The following is a 15,344-nucleotide window of genomic DNA, read 5'->3' as shown; positions in this document are numbered from 1 at the left end:
TTTCGGCGATCTCTGATCGTTACGCAAAGCAGGCCCAAAGCAGTGGCAAAGCCTCCAGGTCACCGGCTTTGATTGCGCCTCGGTGCGACCGGATTCGCGGACGCGCCCTTGAACACATGAGGTGAAGACGAACGTGAAGTCAGGTCTGGGGCGCGTGCTGGCCGGTGTCTGTGTGGCGGCGGCGCTGGCCGGTACGGCCGCGTGCGGTGCGGAGTCCGGGGACGACGCCGGCAAGAGCTCCGACAAGGCGGCGCAGAAGCCGGCCGCGAAGGCGAAGCCCGGTCTGCCGGCGCTCACCGAGGCGCAGTTGACGAAGGCGGCCCTCGCCAAGGGCGACGTCAAGGGGTACCGGATCACGAAGGCGGCCGAGGACGAGATCCCGGACGTCTCCGTCCCGGCGGACCCGGCGTCCTGCCAGGCGATCGCCGACCTGTTCTTCCTCGGCACCGAGCCCGACGCGAAGGCCCGCGTGGCCCGCTCGGTGATCTCCGTGACGCGGACGGAGGCCACGATCGTCCGTGTCGGACTCTTCGGCAACGAGGAGGGCGACGCCAAGAAGCTGGTCGCCGACCTGCGCGAGCAGAGCGAGTCGTGCGACGCGTACGAGCACACCGACTACAAGTACAGCGACGTCACGCCCGGCAAGGCGTCCGACCTGGGTGACGAGTCCGTGGCGTTCACGCTGGCGGGTGTCGTCGACAAGGAGAAGATGCAGCTCGGCTACACGATCGTGCGCAGCGGTTCGACCGTCCTCGTCTTCCAGGCGCTGAACGCGATGAACGGCGAGAAGGCCGAGGTTCCGGCCGAGGTCGTCGAGGCGCAGGTCGCCAAGCTGGAGAAGCAGGCGTAAGGCCCAGGATCGACACGAAGGGCCCCGCGGGAACGATCCGCGGGGCCCTTCGCTGTCGGCTCCGACGTCAGGGCGGCGTCGGTGCCGTGGGGGGATACGGCGCCGGGGGGATAGCGCCGCGTATTCAGGTTCAGGGTGGTCGGTTCGCTGAGGGGAGAGCTGGGGGAGCAGGGGACGTGAGGCGCGGGGGTGGGGAGTTCCCGTGTCTCGTGCTCGGTGGGGGTGGGTGGTTCGGGGGGTGGGATACGGAGGCCGGCCGGCCCCGGGCGTCCCCGGGGCCGACCGTTCTCTTGGGTGACCGGGCTGCTGTCCCCTGCCGTCCGGTCACTGCACTGGAGCGAGGTCCCACGACGTACGGCGTGACCGTGACGTCTTCATCGCTCCAGCGGAGCCACGCGTGGTTCGGTTGAGCCCGCCCCTGGCTGGCACGGACACCGGGACCAACGAAGCCCGCGGCGACCGGTCACGCGCCGTACGGGTGAGGACGGAACCGAACTGGGGTGCGCGCCGGTCAGATCCGGCCCCGGCACAGCTCCAGGAGCGTCATCGCGAGGGCGGTGCCGGGCTTGCCGAGGGCGTCGCTGTAGTGGGTGAGGATCTCCATCTCGCGGGAGAGGTTCACGCGGCGGCCGCCGGAGGTGATCCGGGCCTCCTGGATGACGGCGGAGACCGCCATGCGTTCCTGGACGAGGCCGATGATCCGGTCGTCGAGGGCGTCGATGCGGTCGCGGGCGCCGGAGATCAGCTCGGCGGCCTCGTCGGTGCGGGCGCCGGTCGACTCCGTGGCGGTGTCAGGGGTCATGAGGCTCATGGTGGGCTCCTGTCTCGTGGACGGCAGCCCCGGATCGGCAGGACCCGCGAACGCCAGACGCCCCGGGCCTTGTCGGCCCGGGGCGCCTGGGAAGTCGCTTGTCAGTGGCTCAAGCAGCACGACCATGGCACCCGGCGGACCGGTTGCCATAGGTAAAGACGTACATCGTCTGCGTGAACATGGCGTCGAGTGTAGCGCAGGCGCAACGAGCCCCTGGGGGCGGTCGGGCGGCGGGGTCCGGGGCAGGGTCCCGTGACCTGAGGGCCGGTCGGGCCGAACCGTTAGAATCACTGGTACGACCCCCCCGCTAAACGCCGCCGGAAGGCAACCCGTGTCATCAGCGACTTCCGCTGCCGCCGCCCCCGACACCGTCCTGGTCGTCGACTTCGGTGCGCAGTACGCCCAGCTCATCGCCCGTCGAGTCCGTGAGGCCCGGGTCTACAGCGAGATCGTTCCCTCGACCATGCCGGTCGAGGAGATGCTCGCCAAGAACCCGGCGGCGATCATCCTCTCCGGCGGCCCCTCGTCGGTCTACGCGGAGGGCGCCCCGAGCCTGGACCGCGCGCTCTTCGACGCGGGTGTCCCCGTCTTCGGCATGTGCTACGGCTTCCAGCTGATGGCGACGGCCCTCGGCGGCACCGTCGACGACAACGGCGCCCGTGAGTACGGCCGCACCCCGCTCACCGTCTCCAAGGCCGACTCGACGCTCTTCGAGGGCACCCCGGCCGAGCAGCCCGTGTGGATGTCGCACGGCGACGCCTGCTCCGCCGCCCCCGAGGGCTTCACCGTCACCGCGTCCACCGACGTCGTCCCGGTCGCCGCCTTCGAGAACGACGAGAAGAAGCTGTACGGGGTCCAGTACCACCCCGAGGTCATGCACTCGACCCACGGCCAGCAGGTGCTGGAGCACTTCCTGTACCGGGGCGCGGGCCTCAAGCCCGACTGGACGACCGGCAACGTGATCGAGGAGCAGGTCGCCGCGATCCGCGCCCAGGTCGGTGACAAGCGCGCCATCTGCGGCCTGTCCGGCGGTGTCGACTCCGCGGTCGCCGCGGCCCTGGTCCAGAAGGCCATCGGCTCCCAGCTGACCTGCGTCTACGTCGACCACGGTCTGATGCGCAAGGGCGAGACCGAGCAGGTCGAGAAGGACTTCGTGGCCGCGACCGGCGCGAACCTGAAGGTCGTCGACGCCAGCGAGCGCTTCCTCAAGGCCCTCGCCGGGGTCTCCGACCCCGAGACCAAGCGCAAGATCATCGGCCGGGAGTTCATCCGCGTCTTCGAGCAGGCGCAGCTGGAGATCCTCCAGGAGGACGGCCCCGAGGTCGCGTTCCTGGTCCAGGGCACGCTCTACCCGGACGTCGTCGAGTCCGGCGGCGGCACCGGCACCGCGAACATCAAGTCGCACCACAACGTCGGCGGGCTCCCCGACGACATCGAGTTCGAACTCGTCGAGCCGCTGCGCAAGCTGTTCAAGGACGAGGTCCGCATGGTCGGCGCCGAGCTGGGCCTGCCGGACGAGATCGTCCAGCGCCAGCCGTTCCCGGGCCCCGGCCTCGGCATCCGTATCGTCGGCGAGGTGACGAAGGAGCGGCTCGACCTGCTCCGCGAGGCCGACGCCATCGCCCGCGAGGAGCTCACCGCGGCCGGCCTGGACCGCGAGATCTGGCAGTGCCCGGTCGTCCTGCTCGCGGACGTCCGCAGCGTCGGCGTCCAGGGCGACGGCCGCACCTACGGCCACCCGATCGTGCTGCGCCCGGTCTCGTCCGAGGACGCCATGACGGCGGACTGGACGCGGATGCCGTACGAGACGCTCGCGAAGATCTCGACCCGGATCACGAACGAGGTCGCGGACGTCAACCGCGTCGTGCTCGACGTGACGAGCAAGCCGCCGGGCACCATCGAGTGGGAGTAGTCCCCACCCGCACGTGACTGAGGGCGCCGCCCACCGAATCGGTGGGCGGCGCCCTCAGTCACGTGGAGGCCCGGACGGAGAGGCCGTCACGTCCGCTTCATCGTGCGGACCGGGCCGCCCGGGTTCCAGACCTGCACGACCAGGTAGGTGTCGTCCTCGACGTACGTCCTGGTGACCTCGGTCAGTTCGGTGCGGAACAGGTGGAAGTCGTTCGGGTCGGGGACCGCGACGCTGTCGGTGTAGCGGGCGATGGTCGCCGGGTCCTCGACGAGGAGGGCGCGGCCGCAGATCCGGGCGTCGCCGCCGCCCATGGTCTGGCCCTCGCCCGGGTTCGCCTGGATCGCGAAGCGCGGGTCGCGCAGCAGGTCGAGGGCCTTGAGGGAGCCGGGCATCATGCCGAGCCAGAACTCCCCGTGCAGGAAGCGGACCTCAAGGCCGCAGGTGCGGGGCGAGCCGTCCTTGCGCAGGGTCGCGAGGGTGTGGTGGGTGTAGGCGGTGAAACGGGCCTCGACGGTCTTGGCGAGGTCGGGTTCGGCGGTGGTGAAGGCTGCCCAGTTCGACGTCATGCGTCGAGTCTCGCGCGCATACCCGACACCTCCTGTCCGGTATGCGGGGGCGGTTCACCGCAGTCTCTTCACCGTCGGGCTCTGTCGTCTTCACGGTCGCGGAGGTACCTTCCGCTGCATGGCGACGCAGAACCCCACTCCCGTACCCACCGACCAGCTGCATTTCGCGATGCCGCCCGTCCACGCGACCGTCGCCGACGAACGGCGGCACCGCAAGGAGCGGCTCGCGGGCGCCCTGCGGGTCTTCGGGCGGCTCGGTTACGAGGACGGGGTGTCGGGGCACATCACCGCGCGGGACCCGGAGTACGACGACTGCTACTGGGTGAACCCCTTCGGGATGCCGCTGCGCCACATCACCGTCGGCGACCTCGTCCTCGCCAACGGGGACGGGCAGGTCGTCGAGGGCCGCCACCACGTCAACCAGGCCGCGTTCACCGTCCACGCCGAGGTCCACCGGGCCCGCCCCGAGCTCGTCGCCGTCGCCCACTGCCACTCCACGTACGGGCGCGCCCTGTCCGCGATCGGCGAGCTGATCGAGCCGATCACCCAGGAGGCGTGCGCGTTCTACGAGGACCACGCGCTGCTCGACGAGTACACGGGCGTCTCCGTCGACCCGGACGAGGGCAAGCGGATCGCGGTCGCCCTCGGCGCGTTCAAGGCCCTCGTGCTGCGCAACCACGGGCTGCTCACCGTCGGCGACTCGGTGGACGCGGCGGCCTGGTGGTTCATCGCGCTGGAGCGGTGCTGCCAGGTGCAGCTCGCGGCGCGTTCGGCCGGGCGGCCCCTGCTGATCGACCGGCGCAGCGCCGTCGCCACGCGCGAGCGCAGCGGCAGCGATCTGGTGGCCTGGATCAACTTCCAGAGCCTGTGGCAGGACATCAGCCGCAGCGAGCCTGAGCTGCTCGCGCAGGGCGCGGGCGTCAGCGGAAGTCGCGCAGCACGACCCGCTTCGTCATCGCGAACTCCTCGTCCGTGAGCACGTGTTGCCGGTGCAGCTCGCCCAACTCCCGTAACCGGCGCAGCAGTACGTCGTGGTCGGCGTGCGCCCGCGCCGGGGGCGTGTCCGCGGGGGCCGACGGGTGGGGGAGGCGGGCCGTGACGGCGGCCGCCACGAGGGCGGTCAGCAGGTCCTTGCGCGTGTTGCCCCACAGGTCGAGGGCGTACGGGTCCTTCTCCGGCGGCAGCTTTCCGTGCGCGGCGCCCTTCACGAGGAAGCGCAGCACTCCGTCCTCGTAGCCGGAGTTGGGCACCCAGTCGACGCCGTCCAGCTCGCCGATGCCGATGACGCGGGGACCCGTCGACCGCTTCACACGGTCCGAGGTGTCGCTCCAGTCGATCCGTACGCGGCTGCCGTCGAAGGAGACCGTGCCGTCGCTGGAGCGTACGGAGACGGGGACCGCGGGGCCCGGGACGAGGTACGTGTCGGCGGGCCCGGCGGGGAGTTGTTCGAGGAGCAGCGCCTGGCGGATCTCCTCGGCGAGGTACTCCGCGATGCCCGAGCGGTCCGCGTCGACCGCGAGGCGGTACGGATCGGCGGGTTCGGGAAGGCGGCCGCCGGTGGCCTGGAGGAGCGGATCGGCGGCCTCGCGCAGGGTCAGCCGGAGCCGGCCGCGCCTGCGTTCGGGCTCGTAGGCGACGCCCGCGATGGCGGTCAGCGGCACGTCGATCTCGCCGTACGTCTGCCGCAGCAGGGCCACGCTGCGGTGCAGACCTGGGGTGATGCGGACCATGGCTCCGTCGAAGGCCCAGGTTCCGTCACGCTGGATGATCTCGGCCATACGGAAATTCTCGCAGCCGGGTCAACACTCCGGTCAATGCGGACGAAAGCCGTTCACCCGGTGAGGGTGGCCCTGCGCGCCGGAGTGCGCGTCCCGTACGGCACAATTCCCTCTCATCACGCGGAAGTTGACGACACCCACGGGAACCACGACATCTGAGGGCGGGGGCGCGGCGGTGGCTGTGCAGGAAGCGCGACAAGGGCAGGGCACGCACGGAGGCGGGTGCACGTGCGGCGACTGTCCGCACGGGGCGCGTGAGGGGCACCGCAGGGCTGTCGCCGCCTTCCTCGCCAAGCGCGACGAACTGGCCTCCGGCGGTGGTCTCCCGGCGGCCGTGGCGCACTCCGCGGGCGCCTCGCGGCAGTGGATCTCCGACGAACTCACCCAGTCCGCCCAGGCGGTCGCCGACCGCGGCCGCGAAGAGGGCGCCGCCTGGCTCGCGGGCCTGTGGCCGCGCACCCTGTACGTGGTGTGGGGCGGCATCGGCGCCCTGCTGCTCGTCCAGGCGCTGACCGCGATCGGCGCGGGCTGGAGCGCGGCGCGCACGGCAGGTCTGGTCGCCGCGGTCGTGGCCGGCGGGCTGCTCAGCGGCGCCGCGTATCTGCACCGGTCGCGCGGCGGTGTCCTCGCGCCGGTGATCGGCGAGGACAACCGTCTGTCGACGTCGCGCGCGGTGGCCGGCGGTGTGGTCCTGCTGACCGTGTACGCGGTGCTCGTGCTCGCCGCGGAGCTGGCCCTGGCCTCGGCGCCCGGCCGCCGCGACGCGCTCATCGACAGCCTCGAACTCGCCCGGGGCGCGGGCCTGCTGACCGTCCTCGCCGTGGTCTGCGCGGTCGCCGTGCTGGTCCGCCGGGTGGTCGGCCTGCGCGTCCTCGGACAGCGGTTGCAGAAGGTGCGGGCCGCCCGGCCGCGCGCCGCCGACCTGCTCACCGACGACTCGGGGCGCGGCAGCTTCACCGACACCCAGTACGTGGCCGTGTGCGCCGCCGCCGTCGTCTGGGCCGCCGCCCGGCTCGCCCGCCGCCCGGACCAGCTGCCCGATCTGCCGTGGGGCCTCGCGGTCCTGGTGGCCGTCTCCGCGGCGACGTATCTGACCGGGAAGTACGCGGAGGGCGGCCGCCCGGTCGTGCTCTCCGTGGTGCGCGCCCGGGAGGCCGGTGATCTGGACGCGCCGATCCGCACCGGCGACGACATCGAGATCCGCGGCGCCGGGTTCGTGCCGCCGGGCGCGGGCACCGCCGACCAGCTCGCCCGGCTCGCCGTGCGGATCGGTCCGGTCCACGTCCACGTCCCGCTCGTCCCGGTCCCCGGCGGCTTCACCAATCCCACCGACGCGCTGCTCACCGTTCCGGTGCCGGTCGACGTGGAGCCGGGGCGGGTCGAGGTGCAGGTCGTCACAGCCACGGGGGTCGAGACGAACCGGTGCGCCATCGACGTGGTCGACTGAGCCGTCGATCGAGCTGTCGACCGAGCGGGTGGCGGGGCGGTCGGCCGAGCAGTTGATGGCGTAACGGAATGGCCGCCCGGCTGAGCCGGTCCGCGTTCTCGTACGTATGGTCGGGTAAAGGTCCCTGGCACCAGGCGCGAGAGGCGGCGGATCGGCGATGGCGCACGGCATCCGAAGCGATATGCACACCAGTTACGTCGAAGGGGGCGGGGACTGGCGCGACACCGCCCAGCGGTACGCCCTGATCCCCCTGCGCGTCTTCCTCGGCGTCACGTTCATCTACGCCGCCTTCGACAAGCTCACCGACAGCGCGTTCTTCAAGGCGAGCGGCGACGGGTCGATCGGTGAGCAGATGCGCGGAGTGCGGGACATCTCCGCGCTCCCGGAACTCGTCGACCTGGCGCTGAAGTCACCGACCGGGTTCGGCTACGCGATCGCCCTCGGCGAGCTGGCGGTCGGCATCGGCACCCTGCTCGGGGTGCTGGCCCGGGTCGCCGCGCTCGGCGGGGCGCTGATCTCGCTGAGCCTGTGGCTGACGGTGAGCTGGGCCACCGAGCCGTACTACCTGGGGAACGACCTGGCGTACCTGATGGCCTGGCTGCCGCTGGTCCTCGCCGGGGCGTCGGTCTGGTCGGTCGACGCGTGGTGGCGCCGCCGCAGGGCCGGGGGAGCGGCGTAGCGGCCGGTTCGTGTCGGGTGCGGGGCGTGGGTGGCGGGTCACGCGGTTCGCCACGCCCCTGAGAGGCGCGCCTTCGGTGCGGCCTCTCATCACCTCTCATCACCTCTCATCGCTGAAGGCTCGCGGCGAAGCCGCGGACGCGACACGGCCGCTTCAGGCCGACCGGCGGCGTCGGGTACGCACCGCGCGGGTGACCGTGCCCACCGCTCCCGCCAGGCCGAGGCCCCCGCACACCAGGGGGATCACCACGAACCACGGGGTGTCCCACGCGCCGCCCGCGTCGCCGAGGTAGACGATCGCGGTGAGCAGCAGGAACAGGCCCGCCACCAGCCGTCCCGGAGAGAACTCATGCCGCACGGGACACCTCCACCTGTCCGAGACCGACCTCGACCGACAGCACCAGCGTGCCGACGTCCTTGCTGCCCGCGGCGGGGTCGAGCGTCACCGTCTTCTCCTGGCCGGGGCGCACGTCCACGTCAGGGGACGTGTCGTCGGGGAGCCTGATGTCGCCGACGCCCACGTCGACGTGGAGCCGCACCCGCTCGCCCTTCGGCAGCACGATCTTCGCCTGGCCCGCGCCCACTTCGACGTGCGTGGTCGCGGACCTGCCCTCGGCGATGTCCACCTTCGACAGGTCGAGCGTGCCGACGCCCGTGCCGAGTTCGTACTGCGGCCGCAGCCGCGCCGCGCTCGACGGCGCCCAGTCCGTGCGGACCCAGTCCGTGCTGATGTTGGTGGGCAGCGCGGCGGCGCCCGCGAGCAGGCCCGCCGTGAGGATCGCCAGGATGATCGACCCGCCGCTGGTGCGGCCGCGGAAGGCACTCGCCGCGATGCCCAGGCCGAAGACGCCGAGCGCGCAGGCGAGCCCGGTCTGCAAGCTGTTGCCGAGCGTGCGGTCGTCCCAGGTCAGTCCGGTGCCGAGGCAGCCCGCGACCAGGGCGAGGAGGAACGTGAGGGCGCCGATGCCGCGGGGCCCGCGCGGGGCCGGTGGTCCGGCGGGCGGCCGGGCCGCGGCGGGGCCGCGGGCGGCGGCGTACGCGGGCGAGAGGTCCTCGCTGCCCGCCGGGCCCCAGAAGTAGCCGGTGCCGCCGACGTGCGAGCCGTCCTTGACGATCGGGTCGCGCCACCACGACGGCGCCCCGCCGACGGGCGGCGCCTGGGCCTCCGGCGGCGCGTCGGCGACGGTCTGCGCGGAGGTCGGGTCGGGGAGGGCGGTGCGGCGCTGCTGCGACCAGTAGCCGGCGCCCGCGAGCAGCAGGGCGAGGACGGCGGCGAAGGTGAGCGCGCCGCCGTTGTTCAGCATGGAGAGGAAGACGCCGCAGCCGACCAGGGCGGTGACGATCGCGGCGAGTCCGGGGCCGTCGACGCGGCCCGTGAGCAGCTTGTGGAACTCGTTCTCGTCCTCGTCGTCGTACGGGACGAACAGCCACGCGAAGCCGTAGAAGATCAGGCCGACGCCGCCGGTCACGGCGAGCACGGCCAGGCCGATCCGGAAGATCACCGGGTCCATGTCGCAGTGCCGGCCAAGCCCCGAGCACACGCCGCCCAGCGTCTTGTACCGCCGGTCCCTGCGGAATCGGCGCAGCGGGGCGGGTGCTTGCGCCGACTTGTCCGGTGCGGACGGCGCGCCGGGCGCGGTCGCCGCCGCGTCCCCCCTCGCGTCCTGAGGCTCCTGGGTCATACGCCCATGGTGACGGGCCGGGGCCGCGGACGGCAGTCGGGACAACCCTGGCCGGACCCTGAGATCGCCCCCGAGACCGCGGAGGGGATCAGGGAAGTTTCCGGGGTCGACCCTGATGCCCCGCCCCGTACCGCGTGTGACGATCGGTGGCATGCCGGAAGCAGCGACCGTCCCTCTCACCGAAGACACGCGAGACCCGCGGCCGCCGCGCAAGCTCTACCGCAGCAGCGACGGACGCTGGCTCGGCGGGGTCGCGCGGGGGCTCGCCGGGCATCTCGGGCTTCCGGTGATCTGGGTCAGGCTCGTCTTCGTGGGCCTGTTCATGGCGGACGGGCTCGGCGCGCTGCTCTACGCGGCGTTCTGGTTCTTCGTGCCGCTGGGGCTCGGCGGCGTCGGCGGGGGCCGCCCCACGGTCCTCACCACGGAGACGGCCCCCGACGGACGGCGCAGACTGGTCGCGCGCCGCCCCGACAAGGGCCAGATCCTCGCGCTGCTCCTGATGGTCGTCGTCGCGATGATCTTCGTGCAGAACGTGAACCTCACGGGCAACACCAAGGCGTACCTGGTCCCCACGGTCCTGGTCGGCGCGGGTGTCGCCCTCGTCTGGCGCCAGGCGGACAACGCCCGCCGGGCCCGCTGGATGGAGGCGGGCCGCCGCAGGCGCACCCTGAGCCTGGCCCGCGCCGCGGCCGGGATCGTCCTCGTCGGCGCCGGGATCACCGGCATCTTCGTCACGCAGGGCGCCACCGAGCACCTCGGCCCGATCCTCCAGGCGGCGCTCGCCGTCCTCGTCGGCATCGCGCTGCTCGCCGGCCCCTACCTGGTCCGGATGACGCAGGACCTGTCCGAGGAGCGCCTGATGCGCATCCGCGCGCAGGAGCGGGCGGAGGTCGCCGCCCATGTGCACGACTCGGTGCTGCACACCCTCACCCTGATCCAGCGCAACGCGGACAGCGCGGCGGAGGTACGCCGTCTCGCCCGCGCCCAGGAGCGCGACCTGCGGGCCTGGCTGTACAAGCCGGCCGCCGCCGAGAACCCGCGGGAGCCCGAGACGGTCGCCGAGGCCGTCAAGCGGAACGCGGCCGAGGTCGAGGACAAGCACGGCGTCCCGCTGGAGGTCGTGGTGGTCGGCGACTGCCCCCTCGACGAGGGCGTCACGGCACAGATGCAGGCCGCGAGGGAAGCGATGGTGAACGCCGCCAAGTACGGTGGCGAGGGCGGCGCGGTCCAGGTCTTCGCGGAGGTCGAGGGGGACGAGGTCTTCGTCTCCGTACGGGACCGGGGCCCCGGCTTCGATCCCGACTCGATCCCCGCCGACCGCATGGGCGTAAGAGAATCGATCATCGGCCGGATGGAACGCAACGGCGGGACGGCCCGGCTGCGGGCGGTGCCGGACGGTGGCACCGAGGTCGAACTGACCATGAAGAGGGCGGAGAAGACGTCATGACGGAACAGACCGAGGCAGTGGAGCAGGGGCCCGAGCGCCATGTGCGGGTCGTCCTGGTCGACGACCACCGCATGTTCCGCACCGGCGTCCAGGCGGAGATCGGCCGCACGGAGACGACGGGCGTCGAGGTCGTCGGCGAGGCGGCCGACGTCGACCAGGCGGTCACGGTGATCACGGCGACGCGACCGGAGGTGGTCCTGCTCGACGTGCACCTGCCGGGCGGCGGCGGCGTCGAAGTCCTGCGCCGCTGCGCCCCGTTGATGGCCGGCGCGCAGAGCCCGGTCCGGTTCCTCGCGCTGTCCGTGTCGGACGCGGCGGAGGACGTCATCGGCGTCATCCGCGGCGGCGCGCGCGGCTACGTCACGAAGACCATCACCGGCACCGACCTGGTCGACTCGATCTTCCGTGTGCAGGACGGCGACGCGGTGTTCTCGCCGCGGCTCGCGGGCTTCGTCCTCGACGCGTTCGCCTCCACGGACGCGCCGCCGGTGGACGAGGACCTCGACCGCCTCACCCAGCGCGAGCGGGAAGTGCTGCGGCTGATCGCGCGGGGGTACGCGTACAAGGAGATCGCCAAGCAGCTCTTCATCTCGGTCAAGACGGTCGAGTCGCACGTCTCGGCGGTGCTCAGGAAGCTCCAGCTGTCGAACCGGCACGAGCTGACCCGGTGGGCGACGGCCCGACGGCTGGTCTGAGCCGGGCGGTCCGCGTCAGGAGCGGCGCCCCGGCAGCAGCGGGGTCAACTGCTCGATGTCCCAGCGGAGTCGGAGCTCGGCGACCGCCTCCGGGGCGGGCGCGCCGGACGAGAGGAGTTCGCCCATCTCCGCCAGGTACAGCTCGTGCCCGGCGGGCGCGACGAGGAAGAGCAGGCGGGCCGGGGCGGGCCCCGGGTTCGCGAACGCGTGGGGGCAGCCCGCGGGCACGTACATGGCACTGCCGGGCCCGCCGCGCAGCGCCTTCGTGCCGTTGTGCGACTCCCAGGTCTGCCAGTCCTGGCCGGTGCGGCGCAGGGGCTCGAAGGCCAGCAGGTCCAGTTCACCGTCGAGGACGTAGAAGACCTCCTCGGCCTCCCGGTGCAGATGCGCGCCCACGTCGAACCCGACCCCGATCTCGGCCTCGAACATCGACCACCGTGGCGTCTCGTGCGCGCCGACCTTGAGCGTCATCCCGGCCGTCTCGATCCTGCGACCGGCGCCGGGGGAGAGCAAGAGTCCGTCGGTCATGCAGGGCAGCGTGCGGGCGGGCGGGGGTGGTTGGCAATGCGCGCAGGTACGTAAATTCGGTGGCATCGAAAAAGGGGGGTGCGGCCGGGCGGGCCGCTGTGGCTCCATGGACCTCATGATGTCCACCGACCGGCTGCTCGCCTTCGCGGCGATGTCCTTCCTCCTCATCGTGATCCCCGGCCCGAGCGTCCTGTTCGTCATCGGGCGTGCCCTCGCGCAGGGGCGCCGCGCCGCCCTGACGACGGTCGCGGGCAACACGCTCGGCGCGTACGTCCTCGTCGTCGCCGTGGCCCTCGGCATCGGTTCGATCGTCGAGCGCTCGATCGTCGTCTTCACCGCGCTGAAGCTGCTGGGCGCGGCGTATCTGGTGTACCTCGGCGTCAAGGCGTTCCGTCAACGCCGGGCGTTGACGGAGGTGTTCGGGCGGGACGGCGACGAGGGTCCCGGCGGCGGGACGCTGCGCACGTTCCGGGAAGGCTTCCTGGTCGGGGTCGCGAACCCGAAGACGATCGTGTTCTTCGCGGCGGTGCTGCCGCAGTTCGTCGACCGCGACGCGGGCCACTCGGTGGTCCAGATGCTCGTGCTCGGCCTGGTCTTCAACGTCATCGCGATCGCCTCCGACAGCGCCTGGGGGCTCGCCGCGTCCACCGCCCGCTCCTGGTTCGCGCGCTCCCCGCGCCGCCTCGCCGCGGTCGGCGGGACGGGCGGGCTCGCGATGGTCGGGCTCGGCGTGAGCGTGGCGGTGACCGGGCGGGCGGAGTGAGCGGGGAGCCGCTGGCGGGCGGGCTCGCCAACGCGGGGGCCGTCGTGCGGATCGGCGAGGTCGTCGAGCGCCCGGCGCCGCCGCACGCGGCCGCGCTCCACGCCCACCTGGACGGGCTGCGTCGACGCGGTTTCGACGGTGCGCCGACCTCCGTACGCCTGTCGCCGGACGGGCGGCGCGAGCAGGTGACGTACATCCCGGGCGAGGTGGCCCTGCCGCCGTTCCCCGGCTGGGCGATGACCGACGACGCGCTCCGTTCCGTCGGGGCGCTGCTGCGGCGGATGCACGACGCGGCGCGGGAGTTCCCCGCGGGCGTCGACTGGTCGGGGGAGTTCGCCGACCCGGACGCGCGCGGTGCCGGACTGGTCCTGTGCCACAACGACGTCTGCCCGGAGAACGTCGTCTTCCGTGCCGGCCGGGCCGCCGCCCTCATCGACTTCGACATGGCGGCACCGGGCCGCCCGGTCTGGGACGTCGCGCTGACCGCCGGCTACTGGGCGCCGCTGCTCGACCCGCTCTCCGCGTCCGCGCACTACCCGGCCGGGCTCGATCCCGTGCACCGCCTGACCGTCCTCGCCGACGCGTACGGGCTCGGGGCCGACGAGCGTGCCGCGCTGCCCGCCGTCATCGAGCAGGCCGTCGGGGTCTGCCGCGCCTTCGTCGCGCGCCGCCTCGCGGCCGGGGACGCGCCGTTCGTCAACGCCCATGCCGCCAAGGGCGGTTGGGCCCGCTGGGACCGGCGGCAGGCGTGGCTGGCGGAGCGCCGGGAGGACTTCCTGGCGGCGCTGACGGGGTGAGGTCGGGCGGGGGATCTTTCGTCGGGCTACTGGGCCGTATGGGCCATATGTCCGTTACGCTCCATCTGTATGGCTGTGAGGACCGACACACCCCCGATCGACAGCGCCGCCCCGGCGCCCCCCTGGCTGACGCAGGCCCTGCCCCGGCTGCGCGGGCTCGAACCGACGAGAAGTTACGGGTACGCCGGTGAACTGCTGCACGACGACGGGCGCGCCGACATGGAGGCCTACGGCGCCCGCGTCGCCGATCTCGCCCTGCGGCTCGGCGAGGCGCTCCTGTCGTACGGCGGGTCCGCCGAGGAGGCGGTCGCCGGGATGCTGGTCACCGCCGAGACGTACGGGCTGAGCTACTGCGAGCCCGGCGTCACGCTCGCCTCCGTGCAGCTGTCCGCGTACGCGCCCGGCGAGCTCATGCCGCTGCACGCGAGCCGCGTCATCCGCAAGCACGCCACCGACTTCCGCACCCTGGGCCGGATCCACCGGCTCGTCGACCGGATCAGCGCGCGCGAGCTCGATCTGGACGAGGCGCGCGCCGAGACGGCCCGGGTGCTCGACGGGCCGCCCGCGCGGGGCGGGCGGTGGCGGGTGCCGGTGCAGACCGGGTTCGTGGCCGCGGGCGGCAGCGTCGTCTTCGGCGGCGGGCCGCTGACCTCGCTGTGCTCGTTCCTGGCCGGGCTGTTCGGGGCGGCGCTGTGCGGCTGGCTGGGGCGGCGCGGGGTGCCCGCGTTCTACCGGTACGCCGTGGCGTCGATGCCGGCCGGCGCGCTCGCGCTCGCCGTCAGCGGGACCGCGCCGCCCTCCGCCGTGCAGGCCATCGTGGTGGCGGGGGTGCTCGGGCTGCTGCCCACGGTGACCTTCGTGAGCGCCATCCAGGACGCGCTGACCGGCCATTATCTGACCGCGCTCGGCCGGCTCTGCGACGCGCTGCTGGTGTTCGCCGCCGTCGTCACCGGTGTCGTGGTGGTGCTCGGGCTCGGCGATCTGGCGGGGTCGAGGTGCCCCTCGTGCCGACCGCGGTGCGCGCCGACCACCTCGGCGCCCCGGCCGTCGGCGCCGTTGTCTTCGCGGTCGCCGTGGCGGCACGGGCCCGCACCCCGCGACGGGACTGGCCGGCCGCCGCGGGGCTCGGGCTCGCCGGGTTCGTGGTCGCGGTCGAGTTCCGGGCGCTGGGGTTCTCGTCGCTCGTCGGCACGGCGCTGGTGGCCGCGGTGGTCGGCGGCGCGGGCCATCTCGTGGCCCGGCGCCGCCGGGAGTCCGCGCTGCCGCTGGTCGTGCCCGGGATCGCGCCGTTGCTGCCGGGCGGGGCGCTGTACGCGTCGCTGAGTGCGCTCGCCTCCGGGCGGACCACGGTGGGGATCGGGGGATGGTGAACGTCGCGGCGGTGACGCTG

The 15,344-nt window shown here is 72.9% G+C and carries 16 protein-coding genes and 1 pseudogene; 11 read left to right on the top strand and 6 right to left on the bottom strand.

Annotation, left to right across the window (positions count from 1 at the left end):
- Positions 1–133 precede the first annotated feature (133 nt).
- The gene (locus V2W30_RS15885; RefSeq protein WP_338697175.1) at positions 134–850 is read left to right on the top strand and encodes a hypothetical protein; all 717 of its coding nucleotides are present in this window, start codon (positions 134–136) and stop codon (positions 848–850) included.
- 511 nt (positions 851–1,361) lie between these two features.
- Here the strand turns inward: V2W30_RS15885 and V2W30_RS15880 are convergent.
- Positions 1,362–1,652 carry a chorismate mutase gene (locus V2W30_RS15880; RefSeq protein WP_425244545.1) on the bottom strand — a complete coding sequence of 97 codons (291 nt, stop codon included), beginning with the start codon at positions 1,650–1,652 and terminating at the stop codon, positions 1,362–1,364.
- Between the two features lie 340 nt (positions 1,653–1,992).
- Here V2W30_RS15880 and guaA point away from each other — a divergent pair, with 340 nt between their 5' ends.
- On the top strand, positions 1,993–3,573 hold the full coding sequence (gene guaA / locus V2W30_RS15875) for a glutamine-hydrolyzing GMP synthase (RefSeq protein ID WP_338697170.1): 1,581 nt from the start codon (positions 1,993–1,995) through the stop codon (positions 3,571–3,573).
- 86 nt (positions 3,574–3,659) lie between these two features.
- Here guaA and V2W30_RS15870 read toward each other — a convergent pair whose 3' ends face one another.
- Entirely contained in the window at positions 3,660–4,139 is a 480-nt protein-coding gene (locus V2W30_RS15870; protein ID WP_338697168.1) for a pyridoxamine 5'-phosphate oxidase family protein, read from the bottom strand.
- A 118-nt stretch (positions 4,140–4,257) separates the two neighbouring features.
- On the opposite strand from V2W30_RS15870, the gene V2W30_RS15865 reads away from it, so the two are divergent.
- Positions 4,258–5,115, top strand: coding sequence for a class II aldolase/adducin family protein (locus V2W30_RS15865; protein WP_338697166.1), 858 nt, complete (start codon positions 4,258–4,260; stop codon positions 5,113–5,115).
- Here V2W30_RS15865 and V2W30_RS15860 read toward each other — a convergent pair.
- Positions 5,060–5,917 (bottom strand): DUF4429 domain-containing protein, encoded by an 858-nt coding sequence (locus V2W30_RS15860; RefSeq protein ID WP_338697164.1) that lies wholly within the window; start codon positions 5,915–5,917, stop codon positions 5,060–5,062. The genes V2W30_RS15865 and V2W30_RS15860 overlap by 56 nt on opposite strands.
- Positions 5,918–6,092: 175 nt before the next feature.
- Here V2W30_RS15860 and V2W30_RS15855 point away from each other — a divergent pair, with 175 nt between their 5' ends.
- Both V2W30_RS15855 and V2W30_RS15850 read left to right on the top strand, forming a co-directional pair.
- The gene (locus V2W30_RS15855; protein WP_338697162.1) at positions 6,093–7,364 is read left to right on the top strand and encodes a hypothetical protein; all 1,272 of its coding nucleotides are present in this window, start codon (positions 6,093–6,095) and stop codon (positions 7,362–7,364) included.
- A 157-nt stretch (positions 7,365–7,521) separates the two neighbouring features.
- Positions 7,522–8,043 carry a DoxX family protein gene (locus tag V2W30_RS15850; protein ID WP_338697160.1) on the top strand — a complete coding sequence of 174 codons (522 nt, stop codon included), beginning with the start codon at positions 7,522–7,524 and terminating at the stop codon, positions 8,041–8,043.
- Positions 8,044–8,196: 153 nt separating this feature from the next.
- Here the strand turns inward: V2W30_RS15850 and V2W30_RS15845 are convergent, their stop codons facing one another.
- Together V2W30_RS15845 and V2W30_RS15840 are read right to left on the bottom strand one after the other, a co-directional pair.
- Positions 8,197–8,400, bottom strand: coding sequence for a hypothetical protein (locus V2W30_RS15845; protein ID WP_338697158.1), 204 nt, complete (start codon positions 8,398–8,400; stop codon positions 8,197–8,199).
- Complete coding sequence (locus V2W30_RS15840; protein ID WP_338697156.1) at positions 8,390–9,724, bottom strand: PspC domain-containing protein; 1,335 nt, start codon at positions 9,722–9,724, stop codon at positions 8,390–8,392. Before V2W30_RS15840 ends, V2W30_RS15845 begins: the two co-directional genes overlap by 11 nt.
- Positions 9,725–9,839: 115 nt before the next feature.
- On the opposite strand from V2W30_RS15840, the gene V2W30_RS15835 reads away from it, so the two are divergent.
- Entirely contained in the window at positions 9,840–11,171 is a 1,332-nt protein-coding gene (locus tag V2W30_RS15835; RefSeq protein ID WP_425244544.1) for a PspC domain-containing protein, read from the top strand.
- On the top strand, positions 11,168–11,866 hold the full coding sequence (locus V2W30_RS15830) for a response regulator transcription factor (protein ID WP_338697152.1): 699 nt from the start codon (positions 11,168–11,170) through the stop codon (positions 11,864–11,866). The genes V2W30_RS15835 and V2W30_RS15830 overlap by 4 nt, the downstream gene beginning before the upstream one ends.
- 15 nt (positions 11,867–11,881) lie before the next feature.
- Here the strand turns inward: V2W30_RS15830 and V2W30_RS15825 are convergent, their stop codons facing one another.
- Positions 11,882–12,394 (bottom strand): cupin domain-containing protein, encoded by a 513-nt coding sequence (locus V2W30_RS15825; RefSeq protein WP_338697150.1) that lies wholly within the window; start codon positions 12,392–12,394, stop codon positions 11,882–11,884.
- Between the two features lie 115 nt (positions 12,395–12,509).
- Here V2W30_RS15825 and V2W30_RS15820 point away from each other — a divergent pair, with 115 nt between their 5' ends.
- The 4 genes and pseudogenes from V2W30_RS15820 to V2W30_RS41600 all read left to right on the top strand — a co-directional run bounded on the left by V2W30_RS15820 (position 12,510) and on the right by V2W30_RS41600 (position 15,324).
- Positions 12,510–13,157, top strand: a complete 648-nt coding sequence (locus V2W30_RS15820) for a LysE family translocator (RefSeq protein WP_338703632.1) — start codon at positions 12,510–12,512, stop codon at positions 13,155–13,157.
- Entirely contained in the window at positions 13,154–13,954 is an 801-nt protein-coding gene (locus V2W30_RS15815; RefSeq protein ID WP_338697148.1) for a phosphotransferase, read from the top strand. The genes V2W30_RS15820 and V2W30_RS15815 overlap by 4 nt, the downstream gene beginning before the upstream one ends.
- A gap of 69 nt (positions 13,955–14,023) precedes the next feature.
- A pseudogene (locus tag V2W30_RS15810) lies at positions 14,024–14,917 on the top strand (threonine/serine exporter family protein); the annotation flags it as partial.
- Positions 14,918–14,949: 32 nt separating this feature from the next.
- Positions 14,950–15,324: a threonine/serine exporter family protein gene (locus V2W30_RS41600; protein WP_425244684.1), complete on the top strand. Its 375-nt coding sequence runs from the start codon at positions 14,950–14,952 to the stop codon at positions 15,322–15,324.
- The last annotated feature ends 20 nt before the right edge of the window (positions 15,325–15,344 follow it).

The organism is Streptomyces sp. Q6 (genome assembly GCF_036967205.1).
In the GTDB taxonomy this organism is placed as follows: domain Bacteria; phylum Actinomycetota; class Actinomycetes; order Streptomycetales; family Streptomycetaceae; genus Streptomyces; species Streptomyces citrinus.
The sequence above is the reverse complement of the archived record's forward strand: the minus strand, read 5'-3'. Positions and strand labels throughout refer to the sequence as shown.

Coding starts and splice junctions, on each gene's coding strand:
- V2W30_RS15880 (WP_425244545.1), bottom strand. CDS start 1,652: ATGACCCCTGACACCGCCACGGAGTCGACCGGCGCCCGCACCGACGAG.
- V2W30_RS15870 (WP_338697168.1), bottom strand. CDS start 4,139: ATGACGTCGAACTGGGCAGCCTTCACCACCGCCGAACCCGACCTCGCC.
- V2W30_RS15865 (WP_338697166.1), top strand. CDS start 4,258: ATGGCGACGCAGAACCCCACTCCCGTACCCACCGACCAGCTGCATTTC.
- V2W30_RS15860 (WP_338697164.1), bottom strand. CDS start 5,917: ATGGCCGAGATCATCCAGCGTGACGGAACCTGGGCCTTCGACGGAGCC.
- V2W30_RS15850 (WP_338697160.1), top strand. CDS start 7,522: ATGGCGCACGGCATCCGAAGCGATATGCACACCAGTTACGTCGAAGGG.
- V2W30_RS15840 (WP_338697156.1), bottom strand. CDS start 9,724: ATGACCCAGGAGCCTCAGGACGCGAGGGGGGACGCGGCGGCGACCGCG.
- V2W30_RS15835 (WP_425244544.1), top strand. CDS start 9,840: ATGCCCCGCCCCGTACCGCGTGTGACGATCGGTGGCATGCCGGAAGCA.
- V2W30_RS15830 (WP_338697152.1), top strand. CDS start 11,168: ATGACGGAACAGACCGAGGCAGTGGAGCAGGGGCCCGAGCGCCATGTG.
- V2W30_RS15825 (WP_338697150.1), bottom strand. CDS start 12,394: ATGACCGACGGACTCTTGCTCTCCCCCGGCGCCGGTCGCAGGATCGAG.
- V2W30_RS15820 (WP_338703632.1), top strand. CDS start 12,510: ATGATGTCCACCGACCGGCTGCTCGCCTTCGCGGCGATGTCCTTCCTC.